This is a genomic window from Clostridium sp. BSD2780061688st1 H5, assembly GCF_005845155.1.
In the GTDB taxonomy this organism is placed as follows: Bacteria; Bacillota; Clostridia; order Lachnospirales; family Lachnospiraceae; genus Claveliimonas; species Claveliimonas intestinigallinarum.
The window spans coordinates 110,762-127,789 of record NZ_SPGT01000002.1 but is presented as its reverse complement, the minus strand read 5'-3'; the positions used below and the strand labels follow the sequence as shown (position 1 = coordinate 127,789).

Annotated in this window: 20 protein-coding genes; 1 reads left to right on the top strand and 19 read right to left on the bottom strand. The window is 50.1% G+C overall.

All coding sequences use genetic code 11. From position 1 onward, the window contains the following. Window positions 1-127: 127 nt before the first annotated feature. From FGQ86_RS02025 to FGQ86_RS02000, 6 genes are all read right to left on the bottom strand, one after another. Window positions 128-874, bottom strand: coding sequence for an amino acid ABC transporter ATP-binding protein (locus tag FGQ86_RS02025; protein ID WP_033125605.1), 747 nt, complete (start codon window positions 872-874; stop codon window positions 128-130). Further along, window positions 864-1,556 (bottom strand): amino acid ABC transporter permease, encoded by a 693-nt coding sequence (locus tag FGQ86_RS02020; protein WP_033125604.1) that lies wholly within the window; start codon window positions 1,554-1,556, stop codon window positions 864-866. The genes FGQ86_RS02025 and FGQ86_RS02020 overlap by 11 nt, the downstream gene beginning before the upstream one ends. Window positions 1,557-1,575: 19 nt before the next feature. Beyond that, window positions 1,576-2,349 carry a basic amino acid ABC transporter substrate-binding protein gene (locus FGQ86_RS02015; RefSeq protein ID WP_347562469.1) on the bottom strand — a complete coding sequence of 258 codons (774 nt, stop codon included), beginning with the start codon at window positions 2,347-2,349 and terminating at the stop codon, window positions 1,576-1,578. Window positions 2,350-2,487: 138 nt separating this feature from the next. Continuing rightward, window positions 2,488-3,315: an undecaprenyl-diphosphate phosphatase gene (locus FGQ86_RS02010; RefSeq protein ID WP_033125602.1), complete on the bottom strand. Its 828-nt coding sequence runs from the start codon at window positions 3,313-3,315 to the stop codon at window positions 2,488-2,490. A 13-nt stretch (window positions 3,316-3,328) separates the two neighbouring features. After that, window positions 3,329-4,213 (bottom strand): Cof-type HAD-IIB family hydrolase, encoded by an 885-nt coding sequence (locus FGQ86_RS02005; protein WP_243127122.1) that lies wholly within the window; start codon window positions 4,211-4,213, stop codon window positions 3,329-3,331. Continuing rightward, window positions 4,194-4,784 carry a hypothetical protein gene (locus tag FGQ86_RS02000; RefSeq protein WP_033125600.1) on the bottom strand — a complete coding sequence of 197 codons (591 nt, stop codon included), beginning with the start codon at window positions 4,782-4,784 and terminating at the stop codon, window positions 4,194-4,196. Before FGQ86_RS02000 ends, FGQ86_RS02005 begins: the two co-directional genes overlap by 20 nt. A gap of 166 nt (window positions 4,785-4,950) precedes the next feature. Between FGQ86_RS02000 and FGQ86_RS01995 the strand changes: the two genes are divergently transcribed. Continuing rightward, entirely contained in the window at window positions 4,951-5,985 is a 1,035-nt protein-coding gene (locus tag FGQ86_RS01995) for a 3D domain-containing protein (RefSeq protein ID WP_243127121.1), read from the top strand. A gap of 73 nt (window positions 5,986-6,058) precedes the next feature. Here the strand turns inward: FGQ86_RS01995 and adhE are convergent, their stop codons facing one another. The 13 genes from adhE to rplO form a co-directional block, all read right to left on the bottom strand. Beyond that, entirely contained in the window at window positions 6,059-8,680 is a 2,622-nt protein-coding gene (adhE, locus tag FGQ86_RS01990) for a bifunctional acetaldehyde-CoA/alcohol dehydrogenase (RefSeq protein WP_033125599.1), read from the bottom strand. A 426-nt stretch (window positions 8,681-9,106) separates the two neighbouring features. Next, window positions 9,107-9,643 carry a L17 family ribosomal protein gene (locus FGQ86_RS01985; protein WP_033124799.1) on the bottom strand — a complete coding sequence of 179 codons (537 nt, stop codon included), beginning with the start codon at window positions 9,641-9,643 and terminating at the stop codon, window positions 9,107-9,109. Between the two features lie 286 nt (window positions 9,644-9,929). Further along, entirely contained in the window at window positions 9,930-10,889 is a 960-nt protein-coding gene (locus tag FGQ86_RS01980; protein ID WP_033124798.1) for a DNA-directed RNA polymerase subunit alpha, read from the bottom strand. Between the two features lie 60 nt (window positions 10,890-10,949). Beyond that, window positions 10,950-11,543: a 30S ribosomal protein S4 gene (rpsD, locus tag FGQ86_RS01975; RefSeq protein ID WP_033124797.1), complete on the bottom strand. Its 594-nt coding sequence runs from the start codon at window positions 11,541-11,543 to the stop codon at window positions 10,950-10,952. Between the two features lie 95 nt (window positions 11,544-11,638). Next, window positions 11,639-12,034, bottom strand: coding sequence for a 30S ribosomal protein S11 (rpsK, locus tag FGQ86_RS01970; protein WP_033124796.1), 396 nt, complete (start codon window positions 12,032-12,034; stop codon window positions 11,639-11,641). 224 nt (window positions 12,035-12,258) lie between these two features. Continuing rightward, on the bottom strand, window positions 12,259-12,627 hold the full coding sequence (gene rpsM / locus FGQ86_RS01965; protein WP_138302836.1) for a 30S ribosomal protein S13: 369 nt from the start codon (window positions 12,625-12,627) through the stop codon (window positions 12,259-12,261). A gap of 298 nt (window positions 12,628-12,925) precedes the next feature. Then, window positions 12,926-13,039, bottom strand: coding sequence for a 50S ribosomal protein L36 (rpmJ, locus tag FGQ86_RS01960; RefSeq protein ID WP_003022746.1), 114 nt, complete (start codon window positions 13,037-13,039; stop codon window positions 12,926-12,928). Between the two features lie 166 nt (window positions 13,040-13,205). Further along, the gene (gene infA / locus FGQ86_RS01955) at window positions 13,206-13,424 is read right to left on the bottom strand and encodes a translation initiation factor IF-1 (RefSeq protein WP_004607275.1); all 219 of its coding nucleotides are present in this window, start codon (window positions 13,422-13,424) and stop codon (window positions 13,206-13,208) included. 6 nt (window positions 13,425-13,430) lie between these two features. Beyond that, the gene (locus FGQ86_RS01950) at window positions 13,431-13,694 is read right to left on the bottom strand and encodes a KOW domain-containing RNA-binding protein (protein ID WP_138302835.1); all 264 of its coding nucleotides are present in this window, start codon (window positions 13,692-13,694) and stop codon (window positions 13,431-13,433) included. Continuing rightward, window positions 13,681-14,466, bottom strand: a complete 786-nt coding sequence (map, locus tag FGQ86_RS01945; RefSeq protein WP_033124793.1) for a type I methionyl aminopeptidase — start codon at window positions 14,464-14,466, stop codon at window positions 13,681-13,683. Before map ends, FGQ86_RS01950 begins: the two co-directional genes overlap by 14 nt. 4 nt (window positions 14,467-14,470) lie before the next feature. Further along, a complete protein-coding gene (locus tag FGQ86_RS01940) occupies window positions 14,471-15,115 on the bottom strand; it encodes an adenylate kinase (RefSeq protein WP_033124792.1) in 645 nt (214 codons plus the stop codon). A gap of 136 nt (window positions 15,116-15,251) precedes the next feature. Continuing rightward, on the bottom strand, window positions 15,252-16,568 hold the full coding sequence (secY, locus tag FGQ86_RS01935; RefSeq protein ID WP_033124791.1) for a preprotein translocase subunit SecY: 1,317 nt from the start codon (window positions 16,566-16,568) through the stop codon (window positions 15,252-15,254). After that, entirely contained in the window at window positions 16,568-17,008 is a 441-nt protein-coding gene (gene rplO / locus FGQ86_RS01930; RefSeq protein ID WP_033124790.1) for a 50S ribosomal protein L15, read from the bottom strand. Before rplO ends, secY begins: the two co-directional genes overlap by 1 nt. Window positions 17,009-17,028: the final 20 nt, after the last annotated feature.

The following is a 17,028-nucleotide window of genomic DNA, read 5'->3' as shown; positions in this document are numbered from 1 at the left end:
CCCTTCCATAAAATCTATTCTATTGTCCACGTTTTCCCGCGCAATGTCAAATGGTTTGTCTACGAGAAAGCGGATATACACTCCGAAAAATGTATATCCGCTGCATTTTTTCTATTCAGGAAACCTTTTAAAGCACCTTTGACAGGAATTCCCGGAGTCTTGGCTCTTTCGGATTTGTAAAGAACTCCTCCGGCTCTGCCTCTTCCCGGATCTGTCCGGCGTCCATGAAGATCACTCTGGTTCCCACCTCCCGGGCAAAGCCCATCTCGTGGGTGACCACCACCATGGTCATGCCGTCTCTCGCGAGCTGCTTCATCAGATCCAGAACCTCTCCCACCATCTCCGGGTCCAGGGCGGAGGTGGGCTCGTCAAAGAGCATCACATCCGGCTCCATAGCCAGAGAGCGCACGATGGCGATCCTCTGCTTCTGTCCTCCCGAGAGCTGGGACGGATAGGAATGGGCCTTCTCCTCAAGGCCAACCAGCTGCAGGAGCTCCATGGCCTGCTTCTCGGCCTCCTCCCTGCTCTTCTTCAGCACCTTGATGGGGGCCAGCGTGATGTTCTCCAGAATGGTCTTGTGGGGGAACAGATTAAAGTGCTGGAACACCATGCCCATCTTCTGGCGGTGCTTGTCTATATCCACCTTCTTGTCCGTGATATCCACACCTTCAAAATAGATATGTCCGCTGGTGGGAACCTCCAGAAGGTTCAGGGATCGCAGAAAGGTGGACTTTCCGGAGCCGGAGGGCCCCACGATGACCACCACTTCCCCCTTGCGGATCTCGGTGGTGACGCCGTTCAGCGCGTGGAGAGCGCCTCCGAACACCTTATGTACATCTTCGACTCTTATGAGCACTTCTCCGTTAGTGATCACTGTTTCTCAGCCTCCTTTCAAGCAGACTTACCAGCCTGCTGAATATCAGCACCATGACGAGATAGACCAGCGCCACTGCGATGAGAGGCATGAACGCGTCATAGGTCCTGCTCCGGATGATGTCGCCTCCCTTTGTGAGATCCTGCAGGGCGATATAGCCGGATACAGAGGTCTCCTTCAGAAGGGAGATAAACTCATTTCCCAGCGCCGGCAGCACGTTCTTAAACGCCTGGGGCATGACTATATAGAACATGGTCTGGCGGTAATTGAATCCAAGGCTCCTGCCCGCCTCAAACTGCCCGTTGTCAATGGACATGATGCCGGATCGGAAGATCTCCGCCACGTAGGCTCCGGAGTTGATACCGAAGGCCATAACCGCGACCATGACCTTGCTGATATCCGTACTCCCGAAGATGACAAAATAGATGATCAAAAGCTGTACCACTACCGGGGTTCCCCGGATCACGGTCAGATAGAGATTGCACAGGGCGTTCAGTATCTTCAGCTTTCCCGTTCGGTCGTGGGTGGAGCGCACAATGGCCACCAGAAATCCAAGGACAATGCCCAGGATGACGGCGCACAGCGTGATCTGCAAGGTCACGATCAGGCCGTCTGTCAGATACTGCCACCGATTGTCCGTTATAAAATTATTTACAAATTTTGACTGCAAATCCTGCAACATCTCTTACACCTTTTCTTCCCTATTCAGCGCCAGCTTCGCTGTCCGCGGAGATATATTTTGCGATGATCTCATCCAGCTTGCCGGACTCCTTCAGAGTAGCCAGCGCATCGTTGATCTTGTCTACCAGCTCTGTGTTGTCCTTGGCAACCGCGATAGCGTAGTCCTCCTCGGTAAATGCCTCGTCCAGGATCTTCAGCCCCTCGGACTCTGCCACGAACTCCTTGGCCGGCTCGCCGTCGATGATAACCGCGTCGATCTTGTCCTGCGTCAGGGCCTGCACAGCCTCAAATCCCTTGTTGTACTGCTCTACTGTGGCATCCTCGATATCTGTGGCGTAGAGGTCACCTGTCGTTCCAAGCTGTACGCCGATGGTCTTTCCAACCAGATCGTCCGGTCCGGTGATGTCGCTGTCCTCTTTTACGATAATCACCTGTGTAGCGTGAGCATATGTATCTGTAAATGCCACGCTCTCCTCACGGTCCGGTGTAACGGTCATGCCGGCAGCTCCGATATCTGCCTTTCCGCTTGTGACAGCCGGAATGATAGAGTCAAATGCCATATCCTCTACCTTCAGCTCCATGCCAAGCTCCTCGGCAATGGCTGACGCAATGTCCACGTCAATGCCCACAACCTCGTCTCCCTCGTGGTACTCGTAGGGCGGGAACTCCGCGTTTGTGGCCATGACAAGTGTGTCGTCACCGCTGTCCTCTGATCCGCCCTCAGAGCTTCCTCCGCAGGCAGCCAGTCCCATTGTGCACACAGCGACAAGCAGCATGCTTAAAACTTTTTTCATCTTCATAATTCTTTCCCTCCAGAATATATTTTTTCATTATTAATGCATAAAGATACACGTCAGTAAATATTCTAACATGTCCAGAATAAAAAACAAGTGGCTTTTTCTATATAATCTATAGAAAAAACCACCAGTTTTTTATGCAATGATCATCTGAACGATAGCCGCGATAATGATGACCGCGCCGAGAGCGATCCTGTAATAGCCGAAAACCTTGAAATCATGCTTCTTGATATAGCCCATCAGGAACTTGATCGCCACTATGGACACGCCAAAGGATACTACGCATCCGAGAAGCAGCAGCCCCGCCTCCTTCGCTGTGAAGGAGAGTCCAAAGCCGATCAGCTTCAGGAAGCTGGCTCCGAACATGACCGGTATGGCGAGAAAGAAGGTAAACTCCGCAGCCACGCCCCTGGAAATGCCGATCATCAGCGCGCCCACGATGGTAGCCCCGGATCTGGACGTACCGGGAATGAGGGCCAGCATCTGGAACACACCGATCCAGATCAGCATCTGGACGGACAGCTCCGATATCTTTGTCACCTTCGGGCGGACATGCTTGTTCCTGTTTTCCACTATGATAAAGAGGACACCGTATACGATCAGCATCACCGCCACAGGAAGCGGCTTGTAGAAGATGGCGTCCAGGTAATCGTTGAACAGAAGTCCCACCACTGCCGCCGGAACAGAGGCGATCAGCACCTTGATCCACATCTGCCAGGTCAGCAGCTTCTGCTTCTTCGTCTTCTTCGGCGAGAAGGGGTTCAGCTTGTGGAAGTAGAGCACCACCACCGCCATGATGGCGCCCAGCTGGATGACCACGTTAAACATCTCCATAAAGGCATCGCTTAAGTTCGGCTGCAGGAGATCTCCCACAAGGATCAGATGACCGGTGCTGCTGACCGGAAGCCACTCGGTAATTCCCTCCACAATGCCCAGGATTATGACTTTGATAATATCTAACATATGCTATCTCCTTTTAAATTTTATCATGCTCCTCATTCTGCCGCAGATCCCGCAGAACGTACTTCTCAATGGCCGCCGCGGCTCCCTCCCGGTCGTTGGAGAGAGTGATCACATCCGCCGCTGCCTTCACCTCATCTGTGGCGTTTTCCATGGCCACGCCAAGGCCCGCCTCCCTGAGCATGGCAATGTCGTTGGAGCCGTCCCCCACTGCCATGATCTCCTCCCGGCGTATGCCCAGGAGCTCTCCCAGGATCAGAAGACCTCGGCCCTTGTTCACGCCCTTTGCGTTTACTTCTATATTATTGCTCAAAGCGCCTGTTATTTCAATATCCGGGACCTCTTTTTCTACCTCCTGCCAGGCCTTTTCACGCTCCTCCTTTGTGCGGAACAGAGCATGGACCTTGTCGGTGGGTGCCTTGCGCTCCTCGAACATGGCCATCACATCCTCCACCGGGCATCTGGAACCTGCTATATAACGGGCCATGGGCGCTTTGGGCACGTACTCATCGATGCGCTTCAGCTTCTCCTCATCTGCATATCCCACGCCGTCATAGTAAATCTCCATCAGAGCGTCATAGCGGCTGCATATCTCCAGCACCCTGCTCCCTGTCTCGTAGGAGACAAGGCCTTCGTAGATCACCCTGTCCTCCTTCAGATCCACGATCCGTGCTCCGTTGGAGGCCACCGCGTAGCGCACCCCCGGAAGCTTAAGCACCTCCTCCGGGATGCCTGTCAGCGGCCTGCCTGTGGCCGGGAGCACTGTGACTCCTCTGTCAATAGCTTCCAGCAGAACCTCCTTTGTGTGCTCTGTCAGTTCTTTCTCCGTTGTGAGAAGGGTGCCGTCCATATCCAGCCCGACCATTTTTATCCTGTATCCCTTAGTGCTGCACTTCGTCATATGCCAGTAATTCCTTTCCTTCTTTCGTAAAGACCATCAGGCTTCTGCTCACCCTGTCCTGGCTCCTCTCGTAGGCCTCCCTGCCAAATTCGATCATCCTGGCAAGCTTCTCCTCGTCCCCTGCCGGCACAAAGAGCACCATGTCCTTTGAAGGCGCCATGATCACCAGGTCATCATCCAGCTTCTGCACGCACACATCCCATATATGCCGCAGGCACAGGGAGCTGGCCTCGTGGTGTCCGTCCGCCAGGACGGCGTATCCCCCGTACCAGGTATGGCCAAAGACAAATTCCACGTCCCGGGCCAGGTTCTCACACGCCCTGTAGTAGAGCTTCTCTATATCGCAGTCCGGCGGCAGCATATTGTCCTTTATGATCTCATATGCGTCCTCCCCCCTCTGTATGACCAGAAGCACCGTGAGATTTCCAACAAAAGAAATCAGAGGCGTGTCCTTCTCGGAAATATTTTTCCCGTTCAGGGCATGGCTGTCACGCAGCTCCTCCTTCACCCAGGGATAAATCTTGTCCTCTATATTTTCCATTCTGTATTTTTCTTCTTCGTATTTTTTCATAAACTCCGCTCCCTCCCGGATCTATTCTATTCTATAAAATTATTCTTAAATCATCATAACAAAATTTGCGAAATAAAGCAATTTGTTGTATAATAGTTAGACGTTCGGATATATAAAAATTTGTAAGCGGACGTGCGGAACTCGCCGAGAGAAAGGAAATGTATATATGATGAGTACGAAATTCAAGCGCATGCTGCGGGCCGGCGTTGTGGCCGGATGTGTCGCAGCCATGGGGTGTACCGGCACTCTGGTATACGCAGAACCTTCTACGGAAGAACTGGAACAGCAAAAGGGCGCCCTCGAGGACGAGGTTAACAGCCTGAACGAGGAACTGAATAGTCTCAGCAGCGATATAGAGAAACTCTCCACCAAGATGGAAGAAACCGAAGCTGCTATGGAAGAAACCCAGAAACAGATGGATGAAGCACAGAAGAAAGGCGAGGAACAGTACGAAGCCATGAAGCTCCGCATCAAATATATGTACGAGGCGGGGGACACCACATTCCTTGAGCTCCTCTGCTCAGCGGAAGACATGGCAGATTTCCTGAACAAGACAGACTTTGTTCAGAATGTAAGCGAATACGACCGGGAGATGCTCAAGGAGCTGGAGAATACCCAGAACGAGATCAAAAAGCAGGGAGATGCCCTCAAGGAGCAGCAGACATCCCTGGCAGATATGGAGGAGGAGCTGAACACAAAGCAGGCAGAGCTGGAGGAGCAGATCTCTTCTAAATCTGATCAGATCTCAGAGTACAGCAGTCAGATAGAGAAGGCAAAGGAGGCGGAAGCGCTGCTTGCTCAGCAGAGGGCAGCGGCACAGGCGGCAGCCCAGCAGCAGGCACAGCAGGCGGCGTCAGGAAGCTCAGGCAGCGGCCAGACAGGAGGCGGCAGCGTTTCCACAGACGGCAAGCAGAGCCTTGGCCGTTTCCGCATCACCCATTACTGCCCCTGCTTCTACTGCACAGGCAGCTGGGGCGGCAGCCACACGGCAAGCGGCACAGTTCCCACAGCGGGACGGACCATTGCAGTGGATCCGAGCGTTATTCCTCTTGGCTCACAGGTTATTATAAACGGACATGTGTACACCGCTGAGGACACCGGCGGCGCCATCAAGGGAAATGTGATCGACATTTTTGTAAACGACCACTCCACGGCACTGGCATGCGGCGTCTATTACGCGGAGGTGTATCTGGCAAACTAAAAAGAGCAGTCAATAGACAGAAGGCGCCCCTTTCGGAGCGCCTTCTCTTTGTGAGAAAAACTTATGAGAAAAACTATTTGCCGTAATAGCATTTGAGATAGATTTCTTTCATTTCCTTCATCAGCGGATATCTCGGGTTTGCACCTGTACACTGGTCGTTGAAGGCCTGCTCTGTCATCTCATCCAGAGTGTCAAGGAAGTACTTCTCGTCAATGCCATACTCCTTGATGGACTTCTTGATGCCGATCTTCTCCTTCAGATCCTCCAGTCTTGCGATGAAGTCGTCGAATACCTCTTTATCTGTGTTGCCCTTGCAGCCTGCGTAGCGTCCAAGCTCTGCGTAGTCTGCCAGTGCATGTGGATACTGATACTGTGAGAATGTTCCCATTCTTGTCGGAACTTCCTCTGCGTTGTATTTCATAACCTCTGTCAGGATCACAGCGTTTGCGATACCGTGCGGCAGGTGATGGAAAGCGCCCAGCTTGTGAGCCATGGAGTGGTTCAGGCCAAGGAACGCGTTTGCGAACGCCATACCAGCCATGCAGGAAGCGTTGGCCATTGCCTCGCGGGCCTTCGGATCCTTCGCACCGTTCTCGTATGCGGACGGCAGGTTGTCAAATACCATCTTGACAGCCTTCATGGAGAGACCCTTTGTAAAGTCTGTAGCCATGATGGATACGTAGGACTCGATGGCATGTGTCATAACATCGATACCGGATGCACATGTCAGTCCCTTGGGCTGTGTCATCATGTTGTCCACGTCCACGATTGCCATGTCAGGCAGGAGCTCGTAGTCAGCGATAGGCCATTTTACGCCTGTTGTCGCGTCTGTGATGATGGCGAAAGGTGTCACCTCGGAACCTGTACCGGAGGATGTGGGGATGGCTACAAAGTAAGCCTTCTCGCCCATCTTCGGGAATGTGAATACCCTCTTGCGGATATCCATGAAGTCCATGGCCATGTCAGCGAAGTCTGCTTCCGGATGCTCGTACATTACCCACATGATCTTGCCGGCGTCCATTGCGGATCCACCGCCCAGAGCGATGATGGTGTCGGGCTCGAAGGCCTTCATCTGCTCCACGCCCTTCTGTGCGCACTGCAGTGTCGGGTCCGGAGCTACCTCGTAGAAGCATGTATGCTGAATACCCATCTGGTCCAGTTTTTCCTCGATCGGTTTCACGTAGCCGTTCTGATACAGGAAAGTATCTGTTACGATAAATGCTTTCTTCTTGTGCATGATGGTTCCCAGCTCGTCCAGGGCAACCGGCATGCAGCCTTTCTTAAAGTAGATCTTTTCTGGTGTTCTGAACCACAGCATATTCTCTCTCCTCTCGGCCACTGTCTTGATATTGATGAGATGTTTTACTCCAACGTTCTCTGATACGGAGTTTCCGCCCCAGGAACCGCATCCAAGAGTAAGGGATGGCGCAAGCTTGAAGTTGTACAGATCACCGATACCGCCCTGAGAGGAAGGTGTGTTGATCAGAATACGGCAGGTCTTCATTGCAGCAGAGTGCTTTGCGATCTTCTCTGTCTCGGAGGGATCGATGTACAGCGCTGATGTATGGCCGTATCCGCCGTCCTCTACCAGCTTCTCTGCCTTCTCGAGAGCCTCGTCAAATGTCTTTGCCTTGTACATGGCAAGTACAGGAGACAGCTTCTCGTGAGCGAACTCCTCGGAGATGTCCACGGACTCAACCTCGCCGATGAGGATCTTTGTATTAGCCGGAACCTTCACCCCTGCCATCTCCGCAATCTTCACGGCTGACATTCCGGGGATCTTGTTGTTCAGCTTGCCGTCGATGATGATGGTCTTGCGGACCTTGTTCAGCTCATCGCCGGGCTTCAGGAAGTAGCATCCGCGGTAAGCGAACTCTTTCTTTACTTCCTCGTAAATGCTCTCCAGAACGGTCACAGACTGCTCGGAAGCACAGATCATACCATTGTCAAATGTCTTGGAGTGGATGATGGAGTTTACTGCGTTCTTGATGTCAGCTGTCTCGTCGATGATGACCGGTGTATTTCCAGGTCCAACGCCCACTGCCGGTTTTCCGGAAGAGTATGCTGACTTCACCATTCCAGGACCGCCTGTCGCAAGGATCAGGTCAGAGTCCTTCATAACAGTTGTTGTCAGCTCCAGTGACGGAGCATCGATCCATCCGATAATTCCCTCAGGTGCTCCTGCCTTTACAGCGGCATCCAGAACAACCTTGGCAGCCTCGATCGTACATTTCTTTGCAGCCGGATGGGGGCTGATGATGATCGCATTTCTTGTCTTCAGACAGATCAGTGTCTTGAAGATTGCTGTAGAAGTCGGGTTTGTAGTCGGAATAACAGCGGCTACCAGTCCCACAGGCTCAGCGATCTTTTTGATGCCGTAGGCCTTGTCCTCCTCGAACACGCCGCAGGTTTTTGTGTGCTTGTATGCATTGTATGTATACTCAGCCGCATAGTGGTTCTTGATGACCTTGTCCTCTACAAGACCACGTCCTGTCTCCTCCACTGCCATCTTTGCAAGGGGGATACGCATCTTGTTGGCCGCCATAGCTGCCTCAAAGAAAATCTTGTCTACCTGCTCCTGTGTGTAGGTGGCAAATACCTTCTGGGCTTCTCTCATTGCTTTCATCTTTGCTTCGAGAGCTTCCACGCTGTCGATAAATGTTGGTACCACCGCTTCTTCTTTCTTTTTAGCCATTTTGGTTTCCTCCGTAAATAGTTTTTCGTTGTTTTTCTTCAACCTGGGTTTAGTATACAGGTTCGTTAAATATTTGTCAATAACTTTTTGATATTTTTTTAACAAATATTTCTCTCTCTGTTTTTTCAATGACTTTGCTTCTTTTTTCCACTGCCCTCCTTTATCGTTCGCTCTTCGTTTCAGTGAGTGTATTCTATCATATTTTATCTGATTTGTAACTACTATTTCAAAAAGTATATTATTTAACAATAAATTAACTGTAAATAATTAGCTCTTTTCACGAACTTTGACACAACTATAACAATTTATATTCCCCATTGCCCCCTCTGATCTGGACAGAACTGAGCAGGGCAGCTGCAGCATAAAAAAAAGAGTTCCACTGGAACTCTTTTTTAATACCTGTCTAATGATTTTCCGATCAATCTCTTATACGAGCTCGATCAGAACCTCCATAGCAGCGTCACCTTTACGCTGACCAATCTTGATGATTCTTGTGTAACCACCGTTGCGGTCTGCATACTTCGGCGCGATCTCGTCGAACAGCTTCGCTACCATATCGATCTCTTTTGTATTTTTCTTTCTTCCGGCTGCTGTCTTCGGAACCTCTGTCACAGGGCACAGAACCTTCAGCATCTGACGTCTTGCGTGAAGTCTGGAAGGCATATCCTTCTTGATCTTCTTCTCTACTTCGTCATATACTGTCACTTTCTTTCCGTCTACAACTTCCTTTACTCTCTTGCCGTCTTTGTCCTTGCGGGCAACCTTGGCCTTAACAGTAACCTCCTCGAAGTTGTCCTTCTCCTTTACTGCCATAGCGATCAGGCCCTCTGCGATCTTGCGGATCTCTTTAGCCTTTGCCTCTGTTGTACGGATCTTGCCGTTGTTTAAGAGAGCTGTCACCTGGTTTCTCAGTAATGCTTTTCTCTGGCTTGATGTTCTGCCAAGTTTTCTATATTTTGCCATTTTTCTTCTCCTCCAATATTTAACATCTGGTTATGCATCTTCGGGCTTACTAGCCAAATGCCGCCGCCACGCATCTTTGGGCTTACTGGCGGCTGGGCGTGGGTTGTGGTTATATATGACATATAACACATATCTAACGGGGATTAAAGAGCTAGTTCTTCGAACTAGAACTCGAGCGTCGCCTGACGGCTCACTCTCGCTAAGTGCTCACACCTTACTCCTCTCCCTGCTTTTAGCGGAACCTGCTCGAGCTTACGCTCGATCAGTATCGCCAGGGCTCGTCGTTTTACTCCTCGCCCTGGCTCAGCTCTAAGCCGAGTTCTTTTAATTTTGCCAGCACTTCCTCCAGGGATTTGCGTCCCAGGTTGCGGACCTTCATCATGTCCTCAGGTGTGCGGTTTGTCAACTCTTCCACTGTGTTGATGCCGGCGCGCTTCAGACAGTTGTAGGAGCGCACGGAGAGCTCGAGCTCGTCAATGCTCATCTCGAGAACCTTCTCCTTCTCGTCATCCTCCTTCTCGATCATGACCTCAGCGGCCTGTGCCACCTCAGAGAGATCGATAAACAGCTTCAGGTGCTCGCTGAGAACCTTTGCGGCAAGGCTGACTGCCTCGTCCGGATGAAGTGTGCCGTTTGTCCACACATCAAGTGTCAATTTGTCAAAATCTGTGATCTGGCCCACACGGGTATTCTCAACCGTAAGGTTCACTCTCTCAACAGGTGTGTAGATAGAGTCAATGGGAATAACCGCAATGGGAAGATCCTCATTCTTGTTCTTATCTGAACTTACATATCCTCTGCCCTTTGTGATAGTCAGTTCCATGTAAAGCTTGCTGTCCGCGCCGCCGTTCAAAGTGGCGATGACAGTCTCCGGATTCATGATCTCAATGTCTGAGTCCGCCTGTATATCAGCACCAGTTACGACACCCTCACCTTCAAACTCAATGTAGGCTGTCTTTGGTTCGTCTGTCTCAGATGTATTTTTAATAGCCAGAGATTTCAAATTCATGATGATCTCTGTCACATCTTCCTTCACACCCGGGATAGAACTGAATTCATGCAGCACACCGTCGATCTTCACCTGGCTGATGGCAGCTCCGGGAAGAGATGAGAGCATGATCCTTCTAAGAGAATTTCCAAGTGTTGTACCGTAGCCTCTCTCAAGAGGCTCTACTACAAATCTTCCATATCTCTTATCTTCTGACATTTCTGTAATTTCGATATTCGGTTTATTGAAATCAAACACTATATAGTCCCTCCTTATGGGCTGATAATTTTCTGAGGGTTAATTACTTTTCTAAATTAATTATTTAGAATACAACTCGACGATCAGCATCTCGTCTACAGGAACGTCAATCTCATCGCGTGTCGGAAGTTCTTTTACAGTTCCCTTCAGAGCCTCGTGGTCTACTTCGATCCATGCAGGTACAAGACGTCCGCCTGTCACCTCGATGATATCTTTGTATCTCTGGGAACCTTTGCATTTCTCTTTGATCTCGATCACATCGCCTGCCTTAACAAGGTAAGAAGGAATGTTTACCTGCTTCCCGTTAACCAGCACATGCTTGTGGTCTACGATCTGTCTTGCCTCGCGGCGTGTTCTGGCAAGCCCCATGCGGAACACTACATTGTCAAGTCTTGTCTCAAGCAGAACCATCAGGTTTGTACCTGTCATTCCCTTCTGCTGTTTTGCCTTCTTGTAGTAGTTTCTGAAAGGCTTCTCAAGAACGCCGTAGATGAATTTTGCTTTCTGCTTCTCGCGGAGCTGCAGTCCGTACTCACTCATCTTTCTGTTTGATCTCTTTAACTGTCTGTTAGACTTTTTATCAATTCCTAAATAAACTGGGTCCATGCCAAGTGAACGGCATCTTTTAAGAACCGGAACTCTGTTTACTGCCATGTTTTCGCTTTCCTCCTGATTTCTTGGGATATTGAAATCCAATTCACTGTTTCTGTTGTTAATATCTTAATTAATCCTGAAACACAATCCGAAGACTAGACTCTTCTGCGTTTCGGCGGACGGCATCCGTTGTGGGGAACCGGTGTTACGTCTCTGATGCTTGTAACGTCAATTCCACATGCCTGAAGGGCACGGATTGCTGCCTCTCTTCCCGAACCAGGTCCTTTTACCATAACATCTACTGTCTTTAAGCCGTGTACCAGAGCTGCCTTTGCTGCTGTCTCAGCTGCCATCTGTGCTGCATACGGAGTAGATTTCCTTGAACCTCTAAATCCCAGACCACCAGCACTTGCCCATGACAGAGCATTTCCCTGTGCATCTGTTAATGTTACGATTGTATTGTTAAAAGATGACTGGATATGTGCTTGTCCGTGTTCAACGTTTTTCTTGACACGTTTCTTTGTCACTTTTTTTGTAACTTTCTTTGCCATTTAAACTAACCTACTTTCTTGAAATTTGCGTTGTTTTCGATTGATAAGGTAGTTCAGGCCTTCGGCCTGAACAAAGAAATACCAAAACACTTTCATCGTGGAGGTAGTTCGCTCAACTAAGCTCAAGCTGCGCTCTTCGAGTTTGCTTTCGCTAAGGTTCGCGAACGGCCTCGCGCTGGAATTCGGGCTTCGCTATTGCTCGCCCTCATTAAGCTGCTTTCGGCCTATTTCTTTTTATTAGCAACTGTTCTCTTAGGACCTTTTCTTGTTCTTGCGTTTGTCTTTGTCTTCTGTCCACGAACCGGGAGTCCTTTTCTGTGACGGATACCTCTGTAGCATCCGATCTCCTGTAATCTCTTGATGTTCAGCGCGATCTCTCTTCTCAGATCACCTTCTACCATCTGTGTCTCATCGATGACTGCGCTGATCTTCTTTACATCGTCGTCTGTCAGATCTCTGCAGCGGATGTCCGGATCAACTCCTGCTTCTTTCAGAATACGTGTTGCGCTCGGTCTTCCGATACCGTAAATATAGGTCAGTCCGATTTCTACACGTTTGTCTCTTGGTAAGTCTACACCTGCAATACGAGCCATGTGATTTTCCTCCATTTGATCTTTGTTGTTTAATATTGTCCTAAATTGAGGCTGCGGGCACTGGATTTTTTCCTGTTCCCTACCGGAACGCAGTAATGTTCCGATATCCCAGCCCAGGCGTGTCGGTATTCACGCCCTTTCCGGCAGCCGACATACCATCGGCTAATGACCGCCGGTATTGTAAGCAATATACTAGAAACCCCTGTGGAATATCCACGCTCTGTCGGTGTTTCATGTATATTAAATAGTATGAGCACTGCACACACACCCTGGCGTGTCATACTATCAGCCGCCCAAATTAACCCTGACGCTGTTTATGCTTTGGGTTCTCGCAGATAATGCGAATGCTTCCTTTTCTCTTGATTACTTTGCATTTCTCGCAAATTGGTTTTACTGATGATCTAACCTTCACGTCAAATCCTCCTTTCATCCATTGCCTGCTTGGTTCCGAGGCGCTTTTTCCGGAAATCCCGTAACAAGGCATAAAAATCCCCGGGAAACGCGCCTATATAGTATAGCACCGCGTTTCAGGCAAGTCAATAGATTTTCCCGTTGTTTCTAAGATAATTTACAGCTTTTTACTTGTCTCTCCAGATGATCCTTCCCTTTGAGAGATCATAGGGTGACAGCTCCAGTGTCACTTTGTCTCCCGGCAGGATCTTGATAAAATTCATACGCAGCTTTCCGCTGATATGAGCCAGCACCTGGTGGCCGTTCTCCAACTCCACCTGGAACATTGCGTTTGGCAGTTTCTCTACTACAGTTCCTTCTATTTCGATAACGTCAGCTTTTGACATGTCTCCTTAATCCTCCTGTTTTCCTTTTTCCTGGTTCAAGTAGTTTCTAAGTATTCTCTTTACGGCCACATCGTCAAGCGCGGCCTCCCCGCACCTGACGCAGACAGGCTGTACATGCTTCTTTTTCTTCTTTTTAGGATGATCCACTGTCCGGAGCCTGCCGTCTGCCAGATAAACATATGCGCTGTCGCTTCCTATTATAACATATATTTTTCCCGCGTCATGCCCCGCCAGTGACCTGGCCATCATTCCCGCCTTATACCTGTCCATTCTGCTTCCTCTCTTCATATGCTGACAGGGACAGGAGCACTGGCTCGCCCTTGGTGATCAGCACCGTGTTCTCATAGTGGGCAGACAGGGAATGATCCTTTGTGACAACCGTCCAGTCATCGTCCAGCCATTCCACCTCCCATGTTCCTATATTGATCATGGGCTCAATGGCCAGCGTCATGCCCTCTTTGAGGAGGACTCCCTTTCTCCCCTGCTCATAGTTGGGTATCTCCGGCGACTCGTGAAGATTCGTGCCGATCCCGTGGCCGCACAGGTCTCTCACCACTCCGTAGCCCCTCTCGCTTGCATATCGTCCAATGGCAGACGATATGTCAAATAGATGATTGCCCTCTTTTGCGTACTTTATACCTTCAAAAAAACATTCCCGGGTCACATCGATCAGCCTCTGCGCTTCCTCGCTGATGTGGCCGATGCCGTATGTCCTGGCCGCGTCAGAATGGTATCCCTTATAGATGACGCCGGCGTCCAGGCTCACGATATCGCCCTCCCGGATAAAGCGGTGGGGACTGGGTATGCCGTGCACCACTTCGTCATTCACAGACACGCAGATGGAGGCCGGGTAGCCGTTATAATTCAGGAAGGAGGGCACGCAGCCGTAGCTGCGTATCAGCTCCTCCCCGATCCTGTCTATATCCTTGGTGGTCATTCCCGGATGAAGCTCCTTTGCCAGTTCGTTGTGGACAGTCTCAAGGATCCTGCCCGCTTCCGTCATAAGCTCGATCTCTCTGGGTGATTTTATCGTGATCGACATGCTCTTACGCTCCTAAAATATCCACAATAGCCTGGAATACATCGTCGATATCCACTGTGCCATCCACAGTCCTCAGGATGCCCGCCTTTGTGTAGTAGTCGATCAGCGGCTGTGTCTGCTCATGGTACACATCCAGTCTCTTCTGCACGGTCTCCGGCTTGTCGTCGTCCCTCAGGATCAGCTCGCCGCCGCATGTGTCGCAGATGCCTTCCTTCTTTGTGGGCGCATATTCGATGTGGTATGTAGCCCCGCATCCTACACAGGCTCTTCTTCCGCCCATGCGGCGCACGATGTTTTCATCAGGCACATCCACGTCGATCGCGTAATCCATCTTCTGTCCCATCTTCGCCAGCGCCTCTGTGAGGGCCTCAGCCTGGGGAATCGTCCTCGGGAAGCCGTCCAGTACATAGCCGTTTTTGCAGTCATCCTGGTTCACACGGTCCACTACCAGATCCACGACAAGCTCATCCGGCACGAGAAGTCCCTGGTCCATATATGTCTTGGCCTTCTTTCCAAGCTCTGTACCGTTCTTGATGTTCGCCCTGAAGATGTCACCGGTGGAAATGTGGGGGATCCCATACTTCGCGGCGATTTTCTTTGCCTGGGTTCCCTTCCCGGCTCCAGGCGCGCCTAACATAATAATCTTCATATGTTACTTCCTCCTTATAGCATTTTAACCCGCGAAAATTTTTTCCGCGAGTTTAAAACTGAAGCATGCCCGGCTTGTATGCCAGCGATGCAAAAATGCATCCTGGCAGTTCGCCTCAGGCACAGCCCAAAGGGGCTTAACTATTTAAAAATCCTTTATAATTGCGTACCAGCATCTGTGACTCGATCTGCTTGATCGTCTCAAGTATGACACTGACAATAATGATCAGTGACGTGCCGCCGAAGGAGACATGAGCCCCCAGCCAGCCGTTGAAGAAAATTGGCACGATCTGTACAAGGATCAGTCCACATGCGCCGATAAAGATGATGTAATTTAAGATCTTCGTGAGATATTCAACTGTCGGTTTTCCCGGCCGAATACCGGGAATAAATCCGCCGCTCTTCTTCATATTATTTGCTATCTCCATCGGGTTAAAGGTGATGGATGTGTAGAAATAAGCAAAAAATACGGTCAGGATGATGTACACCACCAGTCCCCATGAATACTGGAGCTGCTGCGGATTACACCAGTTTGACTGGTTCAGCCCTCGGAGGATCTCACTTCCAATGCCATCCCCGTCGCCCTTTCCAAGGAAGGTCGCGATCAGAATGGGAGTCTGCATCAGTGAGGATGCGAAGATGATCGGGATCACGCCCGCTGTGTTCACGCGGAGCGGAATGTATGTGGACTGTCCGCCAAACATTCTGCGTCCCTGCATTTTCTGTGAATACTGCACAGCGATCCTTCTCTGTCCATCCTGCAGGAAAATGACGAAAACGACAAGCGCCAGGATAATCGCAAGGATGATCAGCGCTGCCAGTCCGCCGGATGCAAGACTCTTTCCTTTTACAAACTGTTCATAAAGAGTAGCCATATCGCTGGGGATACGGGAAATAATGTTGATCACAAGCACGATAGAGATACCGTTTCCGACACCCTTTTCCGTGATCCTCTCGCCGCACCACATAAGGAAGGCGCTTCCGGCTGTCAGTGTCAGCACGACGATAGCCGCATTGACAAAGTTAAACTCTTTGAGAAGTCCCTGACGTCCAAATCCAACCGCCATAGCTGTTGACTGGATCAGTGACAGGACAACAGTCAGATAACGGGTGATAGCCGCAATCTTTTTTCGTCCGTCTTCCCCATCCTTATGCATCTCCTCCAGCTTCGGAATCGCAATGGTCAGAAGCTGCATAATGATGGATGATGTAATGTATGGTGTGATGCTCAGAGCAAGTACGGACATCTGTTCAAAGGAACCACCGGTGATGGCGTTAAAGAAGTTAAACGCCTCACCAGTGTTCTGCGCAAAGAAGTCCTGGATGAAATCCGGATCCACACCAGGTGTGGGCAGCTCAGATCCGATCCTGATCACGATCAGCATCATGAACGTGTACAGGATTTTCTTTCTGACGTCAGCGATCTGAAATGCCCTTCTCACTGTCTTAAACATTAGATCACCTCTGCTTTTCCACCAAGAGCCTCTATTTTAGCAGCCGCACCTGCGCTGAATGCATTTGCCTGAACTGTAAGTTTCTTTGTCAGTTCACCATTTCCAAGGATCTTTACGCCGTCCCTAGGATTTTTTACAATGCCCTTCTCGATGAGTGTATCTACAGATACAACAGCATCGTTGTCGAACACCTCCAGAGCGCTCACATTGATACCAACAATTGTCTTGCTGTTTCTGTTTGTAAAGCCTCTCTTCGGTATTCTTCTATATAATGGCATCTGTCCACCTTCAAAACCTGGTCTTGTGCCGCCAGAACGGGCCTTCTGTCCCTTGTGTCCCTTGCCGGCTGTCTTGCCGTTTCCGGAGCCATGTCCACGTCCTCTTCTGAAGTTGTTGCTCTGTTTTGCCCCGTCAGCAGGTCTTAAATTTGATAAGTCCATTATGACACCTCCTTACTTCT